The sequence below is a fragment of the Sphingosinithalassobacter sp. LHW66-3 genome, from assembly GCF_050703275.1.
GTDB lineage: Bacteria > Pseudomonadota > Alphaproteobacteria > Sphingomonadales > Sphingomonadaceae > Sphingomonas.
Window position 1 is genome coordinate 1,178,820 of record NZ_CP193482.1, and the last position, 17,446, is coordinate 1,196,265.

Genomic DNA, 17,446 nt, shown 5'->3' on the forward strand with positions numbered 1-17,446 from the left:
TGGACGCCGCGCGGTCAGCTCGCCACCAGCAGCGCCAGCGAAGGCATGGCGTTGTTGAGCGCATGAATCGCCGCCGCGACTGCAATTCCGGCCCAATAGCCCGAGCGGCTCCGCCAGTGCAGAAAGGCGATCGAGAAGATGAGGAACCCCCACCAGATCACCAGCCCCCACCCCGGCGCCTGGAGACTGTGAACCACGCCCCAGCCGATCGCACTGGCCACAGCGGCAACGCCCGGCGCGGTGAAGCGGGTAAGCACGAGCAGCGGCACGCTCATCAGCAGCGTTTCGACCACCGGGGCGAAGACGACCAGCGTGAAGAACAGCGCGAGCCGTTCGGCAGTGCCGACCGGCATCGCGATCTCGGGCCCCGCCTGGATCGGCAGGAGCAACGCCACTCCGGCGCCGAGCACCATATGCCCGACGATCGCCAGCAGCGCGGCGAGCAGCACATAGACCGCCGCCGGCATGCGGGCCGAGAAGAGAAAGGCCGGGAGCAGCGGCAGATACCGCGACTCGCCGGCCGTTTCCTGGTCCATCGGAGGTCAGCCGCGCGTCAGGCCGCGCCGCCCGCCTTTTCCTTCTTGGTATAGACGCGGACCGGCTCCTTGCGGCCCTCGACCACGTCCTTGTCGATCATCACTTCGTCGACCGCGTCCATCGACGGCAGGTCGAACATGGTGTCGAGCAATATGCCCTCGAGGATCGAGCGCAGCCCGCGCGCGCCGGTCTTGCGCTCGATCGCCTTCTTGGCGACCGCGACCAGCGCGTCGTCGTTGAAGCCGAGCTTCACCGATTCCATGTCGAACAGCTTCTGATATTGCTTCACCAGTGCGTTCTTCGGTTCGGTGAGGATCTTCACCAGCGCCTCGTTGTCGAGGTCCTCGAGCGTCGCGATCACGGGCAGACGGCCGACGAATTCGGGGATCAGGCCGAATTTGAGCAGATCCTCGGGCTCGACCTGGCGCAGCGTTTCGCCGGTGCGACGCTCCTCAGGAGCGGCGACATAGGCGCCGAAGCCGATCGACTTGCCCTGCAGGCGATCGCCGATGATCTTCTCGAGCCCCGAGAAGGCGCCGCCGCAGATGAACAGGATGTTGGTCGTATCGACCTGCAGGAACTCCTGCTGCGGATGCTTGCGGCCGCCCTGCGGCGGAACGCTCGCGGTGGTGCCTTCCATCAGCTTGAGCAGCGCCTGCTGCACGCCCTCGCCCGACACGTCGCGGGTGATCGACGGATTCTCGGCCTTGCGGCTGATCTTGTCGATCTCGTCGATATAGACGATGCCGCGCTGCGCCCGCTCGACGTTATAGTCCGACGCCTGGAGCAGCTTCAGGATGATATTCTCGACATCCTCGCCGACATAGCCCGCTTCGGTAAGCGTCGTGGCGTCCGCCATGGTGAACGGCACGTCGAGGATGCGCGCCAGCGTCTGCGCGAGCAGCGTCTTGCCGCAGCCGGTGGGGCCGACGAGCAGGATGTTGCTCTTCGCCAGCTCGACATCGGCGCCCTTGGCGCCGTGGTTGAGCCGCTTGTAGTGATTGTGCACCGCGACCGAAAGCACGCGCTTGGCCTGCTTCTGCCCGATCACATAATCGTCGAGCACGTCGCAGATTTCCTGCGGCGTCGGCACGCCGCCGTCCTTCTTCGAGACCAGCGCGGACTTGGTCTCCTCACGGATGATGTCGTTGCAGAGCTCGACGCACTCGTCGCAGATGAACACGGTCGGTCCCGCGATCAGCTTGCGGACCTCGTGCTGGCTCTTGCCGCAGAACGAGCAATAGAGCGTGCTCTTCGAATCACCGCCGTGGAGATTAGGCATTCATTCCATCCTTGGCGCCACAGGGACGCGCTAAATCACCCGCCATCCTACACGCGGGGTACCATCCGGCAATCCAAAATCGGGTGCGGTTCATCCCGCTTTCGGGGGGCGCTGCCGGCCGCGCCCACCCTCCGATAAAAACTAGAGAAAAAGCGTTAAGTTGCCGCTGACGGAGCATCTTCCGCCGGAGTGGGGCGCTTTTCATACACTTCATCGACGATGCCGAAGGCCTTCGCCTCGTCCGCCTGAAGGAAGGTATCGCGATCCATCGCCTTCTCGATCTTCTCCAGCGGCTGGCCGGTGTATTTCGCGTACAGCTCGTTCATCCGCTGGCGGATGCGCAGGATTTCCTTGGCCTGGATCTCGATATCCGACGCCATGCCCTGTGCGCCGCCCGACGGCTGGTGAACCATGATCCGCGCGTTGGTCAGCGCGACTCGCAGGCCGGGCTCGCCCGAAGCGAGCAGGAACGACCCCATCGACGCCGCCTGGCCGATGCAGACGGTGCCGACGCGCGGGCGGATGTACTGCATGGTATCGTGGATCGCCATGCCGGCAGTCACCACGCCGCCCGGCGAGTTGATGTACATCCAGATGTCCTTCTTCGGGTTCTCGGACTCGAGGAAGAGCAGCTGGGCGGTGATGAGCGAGGCCATGTGATCCTCGACCGGACCGGTCACGAACACGATGCGCTCGCGCAGCAGGCGCGAATAGATGTCGAAGCTGCGCTCGCCGCGGCTCGACTGTTCGATGACGATCGGAACGAGAGCGCCGGTCACGGGATCGACGGTCATCTGGCCATTCAGGGGGTGCATTTGGGAATGTCTCGTTTGTTGCTTTTTGCCCGTCCCTTACATCGGCGCTGCGAACGGGGGGCGCAAGGGGGTGCCGCCGCCGAAGAGGGTTGCCGGGCGAAAGCACGGAAAACCGACGAAGGTCGCACTAAAGTCGCACCTCAACGCGCACGCACGCCCCCGTGCGCGCGGAGCCCCGCCAGGGAGCGGGGAGGCGCGCGCGTATAGAGGGACCGAGACCATAAGCGGGAATATGGCGCACAACGCCCCTGTAGGACAGCGGCTTTTTTCGAGAGCGGCCGCCTTGAGATTTCACAAGTACGCCTTTCGCACTTGAGAAAATCGAACCGCCAACCGGCCTTCAAATCGATTGCAGCCGATTTCTGCTACGATAGCAGATCACGGCAAAATCGATCGCACAAAAAATAAATCATTCTTCTTCGGGATTCTATGTTAGGTTTGTTTATCGCCGGCACAACGAAGCGCGTCGACGACTGAGGGATATTATGTGCTCCCGCGCAACTTCAAGACGGGAGTAAATACTTGCTTAGTCATCCGGTGCTGGAACGAATGGTTCGCAAGATCGAAGGGCGTGCGGCTCTCGACGAACTCGACAGGAAGGCTCTTGGTTCGCTGAGTTTCAGGAGGAGGCTTTTCGAGGCCGGCGACTATATTGTCCGGGAAGGCGCCCGCACCACCGAAAGCACGCTGATCCTCGAGGGTTTCGCATTCCGGCAAAAGCTGACCCAGGACGGCGCGCGCCAGATCGTGAGCTTTCACGTGCCCGGTGACTTCATCGACCTTGAGGGGTCGCTTCTCAAGGTCGCCGATCACAATGTGCAGACGCTGACCCGCTGCGAGGTCGCCGCGATCCCGATCCGAGAAATCGTCGCATTGATCGAAGCGCATCCGCGCGTGGGACGCGCCCTGTGGATCGATACGCTGATCGACGCCTCGATCTATCGCGAATGGGTGATGAACGTGGGCCGGCGACCCGCCAAGAAAAGGCTTGCACATCTGCTTTGCGAATTCGCCAAGCGCCTGAAGCTGGCTGGCCTGGGCGATGAGGAGGGCTACACCCTTCCGATGACCCAGGAACAGCTCGCCGATGCGGCCGGCCTCACCTCGGTTCACGTCAATCGCAGCCTCAGGGCGCTGGAGGAGGAAGGATTGATCGTGCGCGACCGGAAGTTCGTCAGAATCCCCGACTGGGAGCGACTGCGCGCCGAATCCGGGTTCAGCGAGCTCTATCTGCATCTGGATCAGGCCAGCTAGCCGGAGCGGAACGGCGCCCTTCCGCCAGGACGGTCCGCACAGTAACCGAATGCGCGGCAGCGGAAGCGCGCCCGCCTAGCGCCCTTCCACCACAGCCAGCACCCCCGGCACCGCCAGATAGGCCAGCCGCCGCATCTCGCGCCGGCCGCGGACGACCGTGTCGAGGATGAGGCCGGTGAACAAATTGAGAAACGCCAGCAGCATCAGTCCGGTGGCGAGGATCGCTGTCGGAAAGCGCGGGACGAGCCCGGTCTCGACATAGGTGAGCACGAGCGGAGCCGCGAGCCCGATCGCCAGCAGCGCCAGCGCCGCCGCGAGCAACCCGAAGAACAGCATCGGCCGCTCGATCCGGTAGAGAGTGACGATCGTGCGCAGGATGCGCAGCCCGTCGCGCCAGGTGCTGAGCTTCGATTCCGATCCTTCGAGCCGCGCGAAATAGGGCGTTTCGATCTCGCCGACCGGCATCTTCAGCTCGAGCGCATGGACGCTCATCTCGGTTTCGATTTCGAACCCGGCGGAGAGCACCGGAAAGCTCTTGGCGAAACGGCGCGAGAAGACGCGATAGCCGGAGAAGATATCGGTGAAACTGCGTCCGAACAGCCGCGCGAGGATGCCGGTCATCATCCGGTTGCCGAGCACATGACCGCGGCGATAGGCCTCCGCCGCTTCGTGGACGCGGGCGCCGACGACCATGTCGAGCCCCTCGCCGAGCAGCCTGGCGACCATCGCGGGTGCCGAGGCGGCGTCATAGGTCGCATCGCCATCGGCCATGACGTAGATGTCCGCATCGACATCGGCGAACATGCGGCGGACGACATTGCCCTTGCCCTGCATCCGTTCGGTGCGGACGATCGCGCCGGCGGCGCGGGCGACCTCGACGGTGCGGTCGCGGCTGTTGTTGTCGAAGACATAGATTGCCGCCTGCGGAAGAGCGGCGCGGAAGCCGGCGATCGTCTGGCCGATCGCCGCTTCCTCATTGTAGCAGGGCAGCAGCACTGCGATGCGCGGGCCTGGACCGGTCATTGCTCCCCCTCGCCCCGAGCCCGTTTGGGCTGAGCCGACCGCGAGCCTGCCCTTCCTTGCGGCGGAGCGCCAGAGGAAGAGCGGGTCGCGGCCGGCTCAGGGCAAACGGAATTGCCGAGTCAGCCCTCGCCCTCGCCCTTCTTCTTGGCGGGGGCCTTCTTTGCCGCGGGCTTCCTGGCGGGCTTTTCGTCCTCGCTCGCGGCCAGCGCCTTCTTGGTGGCGGCCTTCTTCTTCGGCGCCTCGGCCTTGGCAACATCGGCATCGGCCGGAGTCTCGGGAGCCTCGGCGTCCTTGGCGGGAGTCTTCTTCGTCGCGGCCTTCTTCTTGGGCTCGGCCTCGACCAGCTCGGCGTCGCCGTCCGCCTCGGAAGCCTGCGCCTTCTTGGCGGCGGGCTTCTTCTTGGCGGGCTTGTGGTCGTGATCGTGATCGCAGTCCGGTCCGTGGACGTGCGGCACCGCGCCTTCCTCGGATTCGATCGCCGCCTCGAGCTCCTCGCGCGTCACTTCGCGCTCGGTCACTTCGGCCTTCTCGAACAGGAGGTCGACGACCTTGTCCTCGAACAGCGGCGCGCGCAGCTGGGCGGCAGCCATCGGCTCCTGACGGACATAGTTGATGAACTTCTCGCGGTCCTCGGGGCGATACTGCTGCGCGGCCTGGGCGATCAGCCGGTTCATTTCCTGCTGGCTGACCTCGACGCCGTTCGCGTTGCCGATCTCCGACAGCAGCAGGCCGAGGCGCACGCGCCGCTCGGCGATGGCACGGTAATCGTCCCGTTCGGATTCGAGCTCGGCCTTGGCGGCTTCGGGGTCTTCCTCATGCCCGGCTTCGTGCTGGAGCTGGTTCCAGATCTGCTCGAACTCGGCCTCGACCATCGACGGCGGCACCGGGAAGTCGTGCCCGGCGGCGAGCTGATCGAGCAGCTTGCGCTTCATATAGGTGCGGGTGAGGCCGCCATGCTCCTGCTCGATCTGGCCCTTGATGAGCCCGCGGAGCTGCTCGAGGCTCTCGAGCCCCAGGTTCTTGGCGAACGCGTCGTCGATCTTGGTCTCGCCCGAGACCTTCACTGCCTTGATCGTGAGATCGAAGGTCGCGGGCTTTCCGGCAAGCGTGTCGACGCCGTAATCCTCGGGGAAGGTGACTTCGATCGTCTTCTCGTCGCCGGCCTTCACGCCGACGATCTGGTCCTCGAAACCGGGGATCAGGCGGCCGCTGCCGATTTCGATCGACATGTCCTCGCCGGTGCCGCCTTCGAACGACTCGCCATCGACCTTGCCGACGAAATCCATGACGACCAGGTCGCCTTCCTTCGCCTTGCGGGTCTTGGGCGCGTCTTCCCACTGCTTCTGCTGGCTGGCGATCTGCTCGATCTGCGTGTCGATCGCCGATTCGTCGGCGGAGACGATCAGCCGCTCGAGCGTGATGCCCTCGATCGACGGAGTCGGCACTTCCGGGAGCACTTCGAGCTCGACGGTCACTTCGGCGTCCTTGCCGGGCTCATAGCCATCGCCAAGGCGGATCGACGGCGCCATCGCCGGGCGCAGCTGATTGTCGGCGATCAGCTTCTGCACGCCTTCCTGAATCGAGCTGTTGAGCGCATCCTGCGCCAGCGCCTCGCCATGCATCTTGCGGATCAGATTCGCCGGCACCTTGCCGGGACGGAAGCCGGGCATGCGCACCTGCGGCGCCACTTTCTTCACCTCGGCATCGACCTTTCCGTCGATGTCCTTTGCGGTGATCGTCAGCGTGTAGGCGCGCTTGAGGCCCTCGTTCAACGTCTCGACAGTCTGCATTCTCAGGCTTTCTTCAGGAATCTCAAGGGATGGAGTCCGCACTTGCATTGCGCGGCGGCCTGGTGCGGGCGAAGGGACTCGAACCCCCACATCTTGCGATACTGGAACCTAAATCCAGCGCGTCTACCAGTTCCGCCACGCCCGCAGGGGACACCGCCGGTCGGCGGGGTCTATAGCAGCCAGGTGTCACGGAGCAAGCCGCGACGCAACTGCGATGCCTTGGGCGCGTTGGATCGGGGAAGCAAGGAGACCCGAACGCATGCCAGTCGAGCCCCCGATCCCCCCGGAGACGCCCGCCGAGCCCGAGCCGGCGGAGCCGACGCACGCCCCGCCCGAGACGCCGGCGCAGCCTGCCCAGCCCGGCCGACCCGACGCACCCGGCCCCGAAGTCACGCCGCCGACGCCCGATATCGACGTGCCCGCCCCCAATCCAGGCGGCGATCCGGGTCCGGGCATCGCGCCCGGCCAGCCGATCGCCTGAACCGAAAAGGAGAACCCACCATGTCCAACCCGATCAAGGGCCCCGAACGCACCGACGACGACAGCCGCAGCGACATCGAGCAGGCGGTCGAGAGCCGCTCCGACGCGGCCGATGCCGCAAACGGCGGCGACGACGGATCGCCGCTCGAGCCCACCGGCGTCGACGACGGGGTGAGCGGTACCGCCGGCGTGGTGAAGAACCAGGACAAGACGCAGCAATAGCCTGCGCCGCCCCAAGGGCGCGGTGCCCGAAACGACGAAAGGCCGCCCCCTCGCGGGAGCGGCCTTTCCATTGTCATCCGAAGGCGGCCTCGTCAGGCGCCGCGCAACTCCGTCGCGGAGGTCGCGCTCACCCGATGTGCCGCCAGCGGCATGTGACAATGAGACATTCGACCACCTCCTTTCGCTTGTTGAACCAGACGCCGATATGGGGCTCCGGCAGCTAAGTTCAAGAAACACAAGAACTTGGCTCAGCGCGTACGTGTTCCTCGCCCGGCCGGCGATGCCGCTCCGACGCGGTGCCGGTCAGGGCTGGAGGCGATGTGCGCGCCGGATCGTGACCGCCGCCTCGGGCACCTGCCCCTTGAATGCGCCGCGCACCGTCTTGTCCGGCGAGACCGGCGCATCGAAGATCGCGAGCACCACGTCCATCCCCTCGACCACCCGGCCGAAGGCGGCGTTGCCCAGCGGCTCATATTCGCGTTCGGGATTCGCGTCGAAAGTGGGGCGCTGATCGCCAAGCATGATGAGGAACTCGCCGCGCGCAGTGCCGGGATCGAGTCGCGCGATCGAAAGCGTGCCGTCGAAATGCGACAGCCCAGTCTCGCTGGTCGGCTCGTGCGCGATCGGCGGCAGGATGCGGCTGCCCTCGCCGTTCACGCCGAACTGCACGAAGCCGAATCGATCCTGCACCTTCACGACGCGATAGAAGCGCGTCCCGTCGAGCTTGCCGCGATCGACATAGCGCAGGAAATTGTTCGCGGTGACCGGCGCCTTGTCGGTCTCGACCGCCACCACGATCCGCCCGGCCGACGTATCCAGCGCGACGCGAGGCGCATCGGCCGAAAGCGGCGGCGGCGCCTCGGCGGCCTCCTGTGCCAGCGCCGGCGCGGCAAGCAGCGCCAGCATCGGGGCGCAGAGTTTCCAGAATCGCGGCATCGTCACTCCTCCAGCTTTCCGGCCGAGGGAAGCAGACGCAGCGGCGCGAGGCAACCGAAGCGGAAACGGCCCGCGCGCTTCATTCGGTGCGGGGCGGCGCGACCGATGCCCGGTGGATCAGCGTCGACGGGAAGAGCGACGGCTCTTCCACGGCATCGTCGCCGAAAAAGTCGGTCAGCAGCTTCAGCGCCGCCGAACGCGCCATCGAGATGATCGGCCAGTGCACCGTCGTCATCGGCGGCCAGATATGCGCGGCGATCGCAGTATCGTCGAAGCCGATGATCGAGAGGTCGTCGGGAATCGTGATCCCGCGCTTGCGCGCCGCGTGCAGCACTCCCGCCGCCATTTCATCGTTGGAGGCGAAGATCGCCGTGGGCCGCGGCGACAGATCGAGCAGCCGGTCGGCGGCGGCGAGCCCCGTTTCGAAGGTGTAATTGCCGTCGGCGATCAGGCTGCGCGGCAACTTGATTCCCGCCTGCTCGAGCGCGACCTCGAATCCGCGCCGCCGCTCGCGCGCCGAGCGGAAGCCATGCGGCCCGGCGATCAGCCCGATGCGCCGATGGCCGAGCGAGATCAGATAGCCCACCGCCTCCGCCACCACATCGCAATCGTTCGAGGCGACAGTGTGCTCGGGCGTGTCGAGCGCCGTCGAGCCCATGCGCACATAGCGGCAGCCGATTTCGCGGCAGAGCTCGGCCAGCATCTCGTTTTCGGAAACCGGGGGCAGGATCAACACGCCATAGAGCCGCTGGCGCTCGAGGAAGTTGCGGACATCGGCGAGCATGGTCGACGATCCGCGGTCGATCGGCCGCACGATCAGTTCGAATTCGGTGCCCCGAAGCGCCTCCAGAATGCCCGCCTGCACGTTCATCACCATCTGGGCGTTGGGATTGTCGTGCAGCAGGCCGACAAGGAAATTGCGCCGCAGCGCCAGCGCCCGCGCCTGGGAATTCGGGACATAGCCGAGATCGGCGATCACGGCCTCGACCTTCGCGCGCGTCTCCGAATTGAGCAGCGGCGAGCGATTGATCACGCGGCTGACGGTCTTCTTCGAAACGCCCGCGATCCGCGCCACGTCGTTGATCGTCGGCTTACCCTCGCGCATCATCCAGCGGCTATAAGGCCATCCTGGGCCAAACGGAAAGCCCGTCCGTGCGCAACCCGCTGCCTAAGCGATTGCGCCGGCCGAAAACGGCGATATGCTGTCATGGTAACCGGTAGCATAAAGCCAGACGGTACAGGAGAGGCCCATGCGATTTTTCCCGGCGGCCGCCGCACTGGCGTTCGCGCTCGCGGTGGCGACAGCCCCCGTTCACGCGCAGACCAGCGCCTTTCCCGGTGCGGTCGGCCCCGCGGCGAGCACGCCCGGGGGACGCGGCGGTCGGATCGTCCGCGTCACCAATCTCGAGGCAAGCGGGCCAGGTTCGCTGCGTTCCGCCCTGGAGGAACAGGGACCTCGCATCATCGTGTTCGAAGTCGGAGGCGTCATCGATCTCGGCCGATCGACGCTCGAAATCCGCGAGCCCTATGTCACCGTCGCCGGCCAGACAGCGCCTTCGCCGGGCATCACCCTGATCCGGGGCGGGATCGATATCCGCACCCATGACGTGATCCTGCGCCACCTGCGCGTCTTCACCGGCGCCGACGGCCAGCCGCGGCGCAGCGGGTGGGAAGCCGACGCGCTCTCCACCGTCGCCGCGCACGACGTGCTGATCGATCACAATAGCTTCCTCTGGGCAGTCGACGAGAATATGTCGGCATCCGGGCCGCGCTTCACCGGCGACACAGTGGAGGAATGGCGCGCGGGCACCAGCCGCAACGTGACCTTCTCCTACAATCTGGCGGCGGAGGGACTTGCCGATTCGAGCCACCCGAAGGGCGAGCACAGCAAAGGCTCGCTGATCCACGACAATGTCACCGGCATCGTCTTCTATCGCAACATCTGGGCACATAATGTCGAGCGATCGCCGCTGCTCAAGGGCGGGTCGCAGGCGCTGATGGTCAACAATCTGATCTACAATCCGCGGCATCGCGCGGTGCATTACAATCTGATGGACCTCGAATGGGCCGGTCACGACTTCGTCACCGGCGAGTTGACCGCAATCGGCAATGCCCTGCGCGGCGGCAACGACACCAACGAGGGACTGCCGTTCCTGATGCTGGGGGGTGAAGGCGACCTCGCCTATTTCGGCCGCGACAACATCGCCGTCGATCGCCACGGAGACGCCCTGCCGATGTTCGGCCGCTACACCACCGGTCGTGCGCGGCTGATAGAGGCCGAGCGCCCGCTGATGCCGTTGGACGGCATCGAGGTGCTGCCGGCCGATCTGGTCGAGCGGCATGTCCTGTCGCACGGCGGGGCGCGCCCCTGGGACCGCAGCGCCGAGGAAACCCGCATCCTCTTCTTCATCGCGGAGGGTCGGGGCAACGTGATCGACGACGAAAGCGAAGTCAGCACCTATCCCTCGGTCGCCGAACCGACGCGCGCGCCCTTCGTCGAGGCCGAGTGGAACCTCGACACGATGGAACCGCGCTCAGGCCGCTATCCGGGTCAGACCGCGCCGATGCCGCAGGAGCATCTCACCAACCGCGACCGGGAAATGCGGGAGGATCGGCGATGATCGCGGCCGCGCTGCTGTTCGCCGTGGCGCTGGCCGCGCAGGACGCGCCGGCGATGGTTGTCGTTCACGAGGACGAGACGATCCGCCACGAGCCGCCCCCGCACGGGGCGATCGGCATGAGCACTGCCTATCGCATCAGCGATCATGCGCCCCAGCCGCGCACGATGGAGTTCCGCAAGCGCGTGCTGCATCCCGGCGCGGCGATCGGCCTTCACCCGATCGCGCACGACGAAGTCTATTACGTCGTCTCAGGCGCAGGCGACGTCACTTCGGACGGGGTCACCGAACGCGTGACCGGCGGCATGGCGGCCTATCTCTACGAAGGCGCGACGGTGGGCATTCGCCAGCTCGGCGCAGAGCCGCTGGTGCTGATCATCACCTACCCCGTCGCGCGGGAATAACGGGAACTCTCAACACGGCGTGGCGAACCAGATCACGTGGCGCGGCCCCTTGCCGTTCGATCGCGCGCGCACCGCCACTTCATCGACGGCGAAGCCAGCCGCCTTCAGCCGCCGCACGAAGGAGGGATCGGGCGCCGCCGACCAGATCGCCAGCACCCCGCCGGGTCGCAGCGCCGCCTTTGCCGCCGCCAGCCCGGCGTGCGAATAGAGCCGGTCGTTTGCCGCACGGACCAGCCCGTCGGGGCCATTGTCGACGTCGAGCAGGATCGCGTCATAGCTGCGTCGCCCTGCGCCGATCACATGCGCCACGTCGCGCTCGATCACGGTGACGCGCGGATCGTCGAGGCACCCGTCGGTCAGCGCCGCCATCGGACCGCGGGCCCATTCGAGAATCTCCGGCACCAGCTCGGCGACCGTCAGCCGCGAGTCGTTCCCCAGTGCCGCCAGCGCCGCGCGCAGCGTGAAGCCCATTCCATAGCCGCCGATCAGCAGGTGCGGCGCCGCCCGTCCGCGCAGCCGCGCGCAGGTCATCGTCGCCAGCGCCTCCTCGGAGCCGGACATGCGGCTGTTCATCAGCTCGTTGCGATCGAGCAGGATCATGAAATCCTCGCCGCGACGGCAAAGCCGCAGCGGTTCGCCGCCCGGCACCTGCGCAGTCGCGAGTTTCTCCATCGGTTTCATTCGTGCAGCGCTCCCGGGCGAATGGGCCTGCCTGTTGCCCAGCCGGGCGGGCGGGCACAAGCGGCACGATGGAGAGACGGCCGACCCGCGCGGCCCGTTCCGCTCGTTTCGTTCGCGATACCGAGGAACCCTCTGATATCCTCGCGGTTCTACAGGGTGGCGGGCGAAGGCCCAGCGCTCCGCCCGCGCGCGCAACCATGGTGGAGGGGGACTATCTCGCTGGCTGTCGCCTATTGCGGACCTGCTCCCGTTCCCGCTGCCCTGCTGGCGCGCTGGAATGACGACCCCTGGCTGATCGCGGTGCTTGGTGCACTGGCGCTGCTCGTCGCCTCCAGGGCCACTCCGCACCAGCGGCTGCCGCTGGGCGCGGCGCTCGCGGTGCTCGTCGTCGCCTTCGTCTCGCCGCTCTGCGCGCTCAGCAGCGCGCTGTTCTCCGCCCGCGCCGTCCATCACGTGCTGCTCGTGGCGGTTGCCGCGCCTTTGGCTGCCGCGGCGCTCCCCGCCGCGCGCGCGCAGGGAGCCGCCCTGCCCTTTGCGCTGGCGACCGCGACGCTTTGGCTGTGGCACGCGCCGCAGCTTTACACCGCGGCACTGCAAAGCGTGGGGCTGTACTGGCTGATGCAGCTTTCGCTGCTCGGCACCGCTTTCTGGTTCTGGCGCGCGGTATTCTCTGCCGGGGCAAGCCTGCCGATGGCGCTGTTTACCGTCGCCGCCGCGATCGGCCAGATGGGTCTGCTCGGCGCGCTGCTCACCTTCGCGCCCGCACCGCTCTATCCGCACCATTTCGCGGCGCCGCTCGCCTATGGCCTTTCGCCGTTGCAGGACCAGCAGCTCGCCGGGCTGATCATGTGGGTGCCGGCGATGCTGCCCTATACGATCGCCGCGGCGTGGATCGCCCGGCGCGCGTGGAAGGGCGGATTCCCTGCCGCCGCGCGATGATGCTGGCGATCGCCATCGTGAAGGGGCTGCACATCGCGGGCGTGCTGCTATGGGGTGCCGGGTTGCTCGCGCTGCCGCTGATGCTGGCCGAGCATGACCGCTGCGACGATCAGAACGAATATGCCGGCGTCCGCCGGTTCACCCATTATGGCTACACCCACCTGCTGACTCCGGCCGCGGTGATCGCCGTCGCGGCGGGGACCGCGCTGATCTTCCTGCGCGGCGTGTTCGTGCCCTGGATGTTCGCCAAGCTGGTTCTGGTCGGCGTGCTGGTCGCGCTTCATGCCTGGATCGGCAACACGGTGGTGCGGATGGGCGAGGAGAACAACCGCAGCCAGCCGCCGCCCACGCCGCTGCTGCTCGCCTTCGCAGCGATGCTGCTCACCAGCATCGTGCTGCTGGTGCTCGCCAAGCCCGACATTCGCGAGGACGTATTGCCCGATCTGCTGCGCACGCCGCAGCAGCGTCAGCTTCCGGTGCCGGACGTACCGACGTGATAGTCGAACACCAGCTTGCCGCCATGCCATCCCGCAAAGCCGGCGAAAATGGCCGAGAGCGTGGAGAGCATCAGGCCATAGGGCAGCAACGCCTCCTCATAGCCGTAGAGCCGATAGCCCCAGTTGGCACCGAGCACCGCGAGCAATGTCATCGCGACGATGAAATGCGTCCAGCTCGCCGCCCGGGCGCGGATGCCGGGCACGCTCAGCAGCTCGATCGTCCCGGAAAGCCCGGCGAGCAGCCCCATCAGAAACGCCATGCCCGCGCCCCAGAGCGCCGCGCGCGCCCAGAACAACTCTCCGGTCCACCAGTAGAAGAGGTCGGCGCCCAGCGCGCAGCCGGTGAGCCCGATCGGAAAGGAGACCAGCATCGCATGCACGGGGTGGCCGGCAAGCGCGACTCGAGACTCGGCGCGGTCGAACCGCGGGTTGCTGCTGATCGGATCGGTCAGCTGGTCTTCGCGTTGTTCGGCACTCGGCATGCTGCTCCCCCTGGGCGACTGGTTCGTGGAGGCATAACGCCCGCCGCGGCGATTCTTTCAACCGGCTGCTCCGGCCCGCTTTCCGCGCTCGATCCGGCGGGGCCGGCGGCGGAGACGATCGGAACCATCTGGTGGATCATGCTGGCCGGCGCGGGCGCGATCTTCGGACTGGTGATGGTGCTGCTCGCGCTCGCCTTCACGCGCCGGCAGCGGCGGCCGGTTTCGCCGCGCCTGTGGATCGTCGGAGGTGGCCTCGTCTTCTCGTCGGCGGTTCTTGCGGCGCTGCTGTTCTACGGGCTCGTCGCTGGCGAGCGGCTGCTGCCGCGCGAGGACCCCCGGCTCGTGCGGGTCGAGGCAGAGAGCAGCCGCTGGCGCTGGACCTTCCGACACCAGATCGAAGCAGGCGCACCGATCGAGATGCAGGACGTTCTGCACATTCCCGCGGGGCGGCCCGTGGACGTGGTGCTGACGACGCGCGACGTGATCCATGCTTTCTGGGTGCCGCGGCTGGCGGGAAAGATGGACGCGATCCCGGGGCATCGCAACGTGCTGCGCATCGAAGCCGACGAACCCGGCGTCTATCCCGGCGTGTGCGCCGAATATTGCGGCATCGGCCACGCCCGCCACAATTTCCGCGTGATCGCGCATGATGCCGAAGGATGGGCACGGTTCCAGGCGGGAGGCGGCGCATGAAGGCGCTGCGGCTGCATCGCGCGTTCGAGGAGATCTGGGGCACGCCGCGCGGCTGGCGCGGCTCGCTCTCCACCGTCAACCACAGCACACTCGGCATCCGCCTGATGCTGACGGCTTTCGCCTTCTTCCTGATCGGCGGCGTGCTGGCGATGCTGATCCGGGCGCAGCTCGCCACGCCCGGAAGCGCGTTCGTCGGTCCCGAAGTCTACAACCAGCTGTTCACGATGCACGGCAGCATCATGATGTTCCTGTTCGCGATCCCGATGTTCGAGGGATTTGCGATCTATATGCTGCCCAAGCTGCTCGGCACGCGCGACTTCGCCTTTCCGCGCCTCACCGCCTATGGCTGGTGGTGCTATCTGTTCGGCGGATCGCTGCTGCTCCTGTCGATGCTGCTCGGGGTGGCGCCCGACGCGGGCTGGTTCCTGTACACGCCGCTCTCGTCCAAGCCCTGGTCGCCCGGCATCAATTCCGATTTCTGGCTGCTCGGCATCACCTTCGTCGAAATTTCGGCGATCGTGACCGCGATCGACATCGTCGTGACGATCCTGAAGCTGCGCGCGCCGGGCATGTCGCTCGACAGGATGCCGCTGTTCGCCTGGTACATGCTGGTGACGGCGATGATGATGCTGATCGGCTTTCCGCCGCTGATCCTGGGATCGGTGCTGCTGGAGCTCGAGCGCGCGTTCGGCTGGCCGTTCTTCGATGCAAGCCGCGGCGGGGATTCGCTGCTGTGGCAGCACCTGTTCTGGCTGTTCGGCCATCCCGAGGTCTACATCATCTTCCTGCCCGCAGCCGGCGTCGTCTCGACAATCCTGCCCGTGATGGCCCGCACCAGGATCCTCGGCTATGGCTGGATCGTCGCGGCGGTGATCGCGCTCGGCTTCCTCAGCTTCGGGCTGTGGGTCCACCACATGTTCACCGTCGGCATCCCGCACATGGCGCTCGCCTTCTTCTCGGCGGCCTCGACACTGGTGGCGATCCCGACGGGGGTCCAGATCTTCGCCTGGCTCGGCACGCTCTGGGCCGGACGGCCGCAGATGCGGATGCCGATGCTGTATCTGATCGGCTTCTTCGTCGTCTTCGTGATGGGCGGGCTGACCGGCGTCATGGTCGCGGTCGTGCCCTTCGACTGGCAGGCGCACGACAGCGCCTTCGTGACCGCGCACCTCCACTATGTCCTCGTCGGCGGCTTCGTCTTTCCGATGCTGGCGGCCGCTTATTACTGGCTCGCGCATTTCACCGGGCGTCAGCGGCAATATCGGCTGGGCGTGACTGCCTTCTGGCTGATCTTCGTCGGGTTCAATCTCACTTTCTTCCTGATGCACATCGTCGGGCTGCTCGGGCAGGCACGCCGCATCGAGACCTACCCGGCCGACATCGGCTGGACCGGCTACAACTTCCTGTCCTCGGTCGGCAGCTTCGTACTGGCGTTCGGAATCGCGCTGTTCGTGATCGATTTGTCGCTGCAGTTCTTCCACGCCCCGCGCACCCGCCGGAATCCGTGGAACGCCGGCACGCTCGAATGGGCGATGCTGCTGCCGCCGCCCAGCTACAACATCGCCAGCATTCCCCGGGTCGACGACCGCGACCCGCTCGAGGGCCGCCCGGACCTCGCAGTCGAGCTCGCGCGCGGGGACGGCTATCTCGGCGAACCGCGCAACGGCTGGCGTGAGACGATGGCGGTGGAGACCGCGAGCGGCCGAATCGACCATGTCGTCGTACTGCCGGGCAACACGCTGCTTCCGATCGTCACCGCCGCCGTCACCGGGGCCTTTTTCGTCGCGATGCTGCTCAAGCTCTACTGGCTCGCACCGCTGCCGCTGGCCGCGCTGGGGGTGCTCGGCTGGCGCTGGGCGTGGGTGCTGGGGCGCAAACAGGATTTCGGGCGCCTGCCGATCGGCAAGGGCGAAACCGCGCCGCTCCATAGCGAGGCGCAGGATCCGCCGGGATGGTGGGGCAGCGTGTTCCTGCTGGCGGCCGACGCCACCTTCTTCGGATCGCTGCTGTTCGGCTATGCCTATCTCTGGACGGTAGCGCCCGACTGGCCGCCGCCGCGGCTGATCGACGGCACCTGGATCGACCCGGCGCTCGGAATCCTCGGTGCGGCGCTCGCCGGCTGGGGCGCGCGCTCGGCATATCTGCGGCTCCGCCGCGATAGACCCGCAGCTTCGGCATTGCCGATCGCGGGGCTGTCGCTCGTGCTGCTGGCGCTGCTGGCGACGCTCTTTTTCCGCGCACTGCCGCCGACCGAGCACGCCTATAACGCCGTGGTGGCGGTGCTGCTCGGCTATGCCCTTTTCCACGTCGCGCTCGCGCTGCTCGGCGAGAGCTTCGCGCTGCTGCGCGCCCGCGCGGGCTATCATTCGCAGCGCCGCAGCGCCGAGCGCCGGATCGCCGGGCTATGGACCGGCTATGGCGCCGGCACGGGCATGGTGGTGCTGCTGACCGTCCACATTCCGCGGTTGCTGGCATGATCGCGCTGCTCCGCGCCGTTTCGGGCCTGATCGTCTGGGCTGTCGCCTTTTCGGCACTCTACGGCCTTCAGGGCCTCGTCTGCGCAGCGGGCTGGCAGGCGACCAGGCTCGGCCCGCTCAGCCTCGGGCGCGCGATGCTGGTCCTGCTGTGGCTCGGCTTTCTGGCGCTGCTCGCCTGGATGAGTTGGCGCTTCGCACACGGCAGTCGAGACTTTCTGGGGCTGCTGGCAATCGGGCTCGCGCTGGTCGGACTTGTAGCGACTGCCTACACCGGTGCGCCTGTGCTCGCCGGTTCGATCTGCCTCTGATGCCAAGC

19 protein-coding genes and 1 tRNA gene are annotated in these 17,446 nt (G+C 66.7%); 10 read left to right on the forward strand and 10 right to left on the reverse strand.

The window, feature by feature from the left end; genetic code table 11:
- Nucleotides 1–14: 14 nt before the first annotated feature.
- The 3 genes from ACQ450_RS05470 to ACQ450_RS05480 form a co-directional block, all read right to left on the reverse strand.
- Nucleotides 15–536 carry a CPBP family glutamic-type intramembrane protease gene (locus ACQ450_RS05470; protein WP_431470814.1) on the reverse strand — a complete coding sequence of 174 codons (522 nt, stop codon included), beginning with the start codon at nucleotides 534–536 and terminating at the stop codon, nucleotides 15–17.
- Nucleotides 537–553: 17 nt separating this feature from the next.
- On the reverse strand, nucleotides 554–1,819 hold the full coding sequence (gene clpX, locus ACQ450_RS05475; RefSeq protein WP_188055675.1) for an ATP-dependent Clp protease ATP-binding subunit ClpX: 1,266 nt from the start codon (nucleotides 1,817–1,819) through the stop codon (nucleotides 554–556).
- 155 nt (nucleotides 1,820–1,974) lie between these two features.
- On the reverse strand, nucleotides 1,975–2,634 hold the full coding sequence (locus tag ACQ450_RS05480) for an ATP-dependent Clp protease proteolytic subunit (RefSeq protein ID WP_262504007.1): 660 nt from the start codon (nucleotides 2,632–2,634) through the stop codon (nucleotides 1,975–1,977).
- Nucleotides 2,635–3,183: 549 nt separating this feature from the next.
- Between ACQ450_RS05480 and ACQ450_RS05485 the strand changes: the two genes are divergently transcribed.
- On the forward strand, nucleotides 3,184–3,888 hold the full coding sequence (locus ACQ450_RS05485) for a Crp/Fnr family transcriptional regulator (RefSeq protein ID WP_431470815.1): 705 nt from the start codon (nucleotides 3,184–3,186) through the stop codon (nucleotides 3,886–3,888).
- A 75-nt stretch (nucleotides 3,889–3,963) separates the two neighbouring features.
- Here ACQ450_RS05485 and ACQ450_RS05490 read toward each other — a convergent pair whose 3' ends face one another.
- The 3 genes from ACQ450_RS05490 to ACQ450_RS05500 all read right to left on the reverse strand — a co-directional run bounded on the left by ACQ450_RS05490 (nucleotide 3,964) and on the right by ACQ450_RS05500 (nucleotide 6,846).
- Nucleotides 3,964–4,911, reverse strand: coding sequence for a glycosyltransferase family 2 protein (locus ACQ450_RS05490; RefSeq protein ID WP_188055679.1), 948 nt, complete (start codon nucleotides 4,909–4,911; stop codon nucleotides 3,964–3,966).
- A 119-nt stretch (nucleotides 4,912–5,030) separates the two neighbouring features.
- Nucleotides 5,031–6,701 carry a trigger factor gene (gene tig, locus ACQ450_RS05495; protein WP_431470816.1) on the reverse strand — a complete coding sequence of 557 codons (1,671 nt, stop codon included), beginning with the start codon at nucleotides 6,699–6,701 and terminating at the stop codon, nucleotides 5,031–5,033.
- A gap of 60 nt (nucleotides 6,702–6,761) precedes the next feature.
- A tRNA-Leu gene (locus ACQ450_RS05500) sits at nucleotides 6,762–6,846 on the reverse strand.
- A gap of 114 nt (nucleotides 6,847–6,960) precedes the next feature.
- Here ACQ450_RS05500 and ACQ450_RS05505 point away from each other — a divergent pair.
- Nucleotides 6,961–7,182 carry a hypothetical protein gene (locus ACQ450_RS05505; protein ID WP_262504008.1) on the forward strand — a complete coding sequence of 74 codons (222 nt, stop codon included), beginning with the start codon at nucleotides 6,961–6,963 and terminating at the stop codon, nucleotides 7,180–7,182.
- A gap of 20 nt (nucleotides 7,183–7,202) precedes the next feature.
- Nucleotides 7,203–7,403: a hypothetical protein gene (locus ACQ450_RS05510; RefSeq protein WP_431470817.1), complete on the forward strand. Its 201-nt coding sequence runs from the start codon at nucleotides 7,203–7,205 to the stop codon at nucleotides 7,401–7,403.
- Nucleotides 7,404–7,706: 303 nt separating this feature from the next.
- Here the strand turns inward: ACQ450_RS05510 and ACQ450_RS05515 are convergent, their stop codons facing one another.
- Entirely contained in the window at nucleotides 7,707–8,339 is a 633-nt protein-coding gene (locus tag ACQ450_RS05515; RefSeq protein WP_431470818.1) for a peptidylprolyl isomerase, read from the reverse strand.
- Nucleotides 8,340–8,418: 79 nt separating this feature from the next.
- Nucleotides 8,419–9,447 carry a LacI family DNA-binding transcriptional regulator gene (locus ACQ450_RS05520; RefSeq protein WP_188055684.1) on the reverse strand — a complete coding sequence of 343 codons (1,029 nt, stop codon included), beginning with the start codon at nucleotides 9,445–9,447 and terminating at the stop codon, nucleotides 8,419–8,421.
- Between the two features lie 142 nt (nucleotides 9,448–9,589).
- On the opposite strand from ACQ450_RS05520, the gene ACQ450_RS05525 reads away from it, so the two are divergent.
- Nucleotides 9,590–10,960, forward strand: a complete 1,371-nt coding sequence (locus tag ACQ450_RS05525; protein ID WP_431470819.1) for a pectate lyase family protein — start codon at nucleotides 9,590–9,592, stop codon at nucleotides 10,958–10,960.
- Entirely contained in the window at nucleotides 10,957–11,361 is a 405-nt protein-coding gene (locus ACQ450_RS05530; protein WP_431470820.1) for a cupin domain-containing protein, read from the forward strand. The genes ACQ450_RS05525 and ACQ450_RS05530 overlap by 4 nt, the downstream gene beginning before the upstream one ends.
- Nucleotides 11,362–11,370: 9 nt before the next feature.
- On the opposite strand, the gene ACQ450_RS05535 is transcribed toward ACQ450_RS05530, so the two are convergent.
- Entirely contained in the window at nucleotides 11,371–12,042 is a 672-nt protein-coding gene (locus ACQ450_RS05535; protein ID WP_431470821.1) for a spermidine synthase, read from the reverse strand.
- 156 nt (nucleotides 12,043–12,198) lie between these two features.
- On the opposite strand from ACQ450_RS05535, the gene ACQ450_RS05540 reads away from it, so the two are divergent.
- Nucleotides 12,199–12,981 carry a cytochrome c oxidase assembly protein gene (locus ACQ450_RS05540; RefSeq protein WP_431470822.1) on the forward strand — a complete coding sequence of 261 codons (783 nt, stop codon included), beginning with the start codon at nucleotides 12,199–12,201 and terminating at the stop codon, nucleotides 12,979–12,981.
- Entirely contained in the window at nucleotides 12,978–13,478 is a 501-nt protein-coding gene (locus tag ACQ450_RS05545; protein ID WP_431470823.1) for a DUF2269 family protein, read from the forward strand. Before ACQ450_RS05540 ends, ACQ450_RS05545 begins: the two co-directional genes overlap by 4 nt.
- Here the strand turns inward: ACQ450_RS05545 and ACQ450_RS05550 are convergent.
- Nucleotides 13,448–13,960, reverse strand: a complete 513-nt coding sequence (locus tag ACQ450_RS05550) for a DUF2231 domain-containing protein (protein WP_188055692.1) — start codon at nucleotides 13,958–13,960, stop codon at nucleotides 13,448–13,450. The genes ACQ450_RS05545 and ACQ450_RS05550 overlap by 31 nt on opposite strands.
- 138 nt (nucleotides 13,961–14,098) lie before the next feature.
- Here ACQ450_RS05550 and ACQ450_RS05555 point away from each other — a divergent pair, with 138 nt between their 5' ends.
- Genes ACQ450_RS05555 through ACQ450_RS05565 form a run of 3 tightly spaced genes read left to right on the forward strand, consistent with a single transcriptional unit; the run spans nucleotide 14,099 to nucleotide 17,438 of the window.
- Entirely contained in the window at nucleotides 14,099–14,653 is a 555-nt protein-coding gene (locus tag ACQ450_RS05555; protein ID WP_431470824.1) for a cytochrome c oxidase subunit II, read from the forward strand.
- Nucleotides 14,650–17,130, forward strand: a complete 2,481-nt coding sequence (gene ctaD, locus ACQ450_RS05560; RefSeq protein WP_431470825.1) for a cytochrome c oxidase subunit I — start codon at nucleotides 14,650–14,652, stop codon at nucleotides 17,128–17,130. The genes ACQ450_RS05555 and ctaD overlap by 4 nt, the downstream gene beginning before the upstream one ends.
- On the forward strand, nucleotides 17,127–17,438 hold the full coding sequence (locus tag ACQ450_RS05565) for a hypothetical protein (protein ID WP_431470826.1): 312 nt from the start codon (nucleotides 17,127–17,129) through the stop codon (nucleotides 17,436–17,438). Before ctaD ends, ACQ450_RS05565 begins: the two co-directional genes overlap by 4 nt.
- The last annotated feature ends 8 nt before the right edge of the window (nucleotides 17,439–17,446 follow it).

What these genes read in the sequence shown, in the direction of transcription:
- ACQ450_RS05530 (WP_431470820.1), top strand. Translation starts at nt 10,957, where the DNA reads ATGATCGCGGCCGCGCTGCTGTTCGCCGTGGCGCTGGCCGCGCAGGAC.
- ACQ450_RS05515 (WP_431470818.1), bottom strand. Translation starts at nt 8,339, where the DNA reads ATGCCGCGATTCTGGAAACTCTGCGCCCCGATGCTGGCGCTGCTTGCC.
- ACQ450_RS05545 (WP_431470823.1), top strand. Translation starts at nt 12,978, where the DNA reads ATGATGCTGGCGATCGCCATCGTGAAGGGGCTGCACATCGCGGGCGTG.
- ACQ450_RS05505 (WP_262504008.1), top strand. Translation starts at nt 6,961, where the DNA reads ATGCCAGTCGAGCCCCCGATCCCCCCGGAGACGCCCGCCGAGCCCGAG.
- ACQ450_RS05490 (WP_188055679.1), bottom strand. Translation starts at nt 4,911, where the DNA reads ATGACCGGTCCAGGCCCGCGCATCGCAGTGCTGCTGCCCTGCTACAAT.
- ACQ450_RS05535 (WP_431470821.1), bottom strand. Translation starts at nt 12,042, where the DNA reads ATGAAACCGATGGAGAAACTCGCGACTGCGCAGGTGCCGGGCGGCGAA.
- ACQ450_RS05565 (WP_431470826.1), top strand. Translation starts at nt 17,127, where the DNA reads ATGATCGCGCTGCTCCGCGCCGTTTCGGGCCTGATCGTCTGGGCTGTC.
- ACQ450_RS05525 (WP_431470819.1), top strand. Translation starts at nt 9,590, where the DNA reads ATGCGATTTTTCCCGGCGGCCGCCGCACTGGCGTTCGCGCTCGCGGTG.
- ACQ450_RS05520 (WP_188055684.1), bottom strand. Translation starts at nt 9,447, where the DNA reads ATGATGCGCGAGGGTAAGCCGACGATCAACGACGTGGCGCGGATCGCG.
- tig (WP_431470816.1), bottom strand. Translation starts at nt 6,701, where the DNA reads ATGCAGACTGTCGAGACGTTGAACGAGGGCCTCAAGCGCGCCTACACG.
- ACQ450_RS05555 (WP_431470824.1), top strand. Translation starts at nt 14,099, where the DNA reads ATGCTGGCCGGCGCGGGCGCGATCTTCGGACTGGTGATGGTGCTGCTC.
- ACQ450_RS05480 (WP_262504007.1), bottom strand. Translation starts at nt 2,634, where the DNA reads ATGCACCCCCTGAATGGCCAGATGACCGTCGATCCCGTGACCGGCGCT.
- ACQ450_RS05485 (WP_431470815.1), top strand. Translation starts at nt 3,184, where the DNA reads ATGGTTCGCAAGATCGAAGGGCGTGCGGCTCTCGACGAACTCGACAGG.
- ACQ450_RS05470 (WP_431470814.1), bottom strand. Translation starts at nt 536, where the DNA reads ATGGACCAGGAAACGGCCGGCGAGTCGCGGTATCTGCCGCTGCTCCCG.
- clpX (WP_188055675.1), bottom strand. Translation starts at nt 1,819, where the DNA reads ATGCCTAATCTCCACGGCGGTGATTCGAAGAGCACGCTCTATTGCTCG.
- ACQ450_RS05510 (WP_431470817.1), top strand. Translation starts at nt 7,203, where the DNA reads ATGTCCAACCCGATCAAGGGCCCCGAACGCACCGACGACGACAGCCGC.
- ctaD (WP_431470825.1), top strand. Translation starts at nt 14,650, where the DNA reads ATGAAGGCGCTGCGGCTGCATCGCGCGTTCGAGGAGATCTGGGGCACG.
- ACQ450_RS05550 (WP_188055692.1), bottom strand. Translation starts at nt 13,960, where the DNA reads ATGCCGAGTGCCGAACAACGCGAAGACCAGCTGACCGATCCGATCAGC.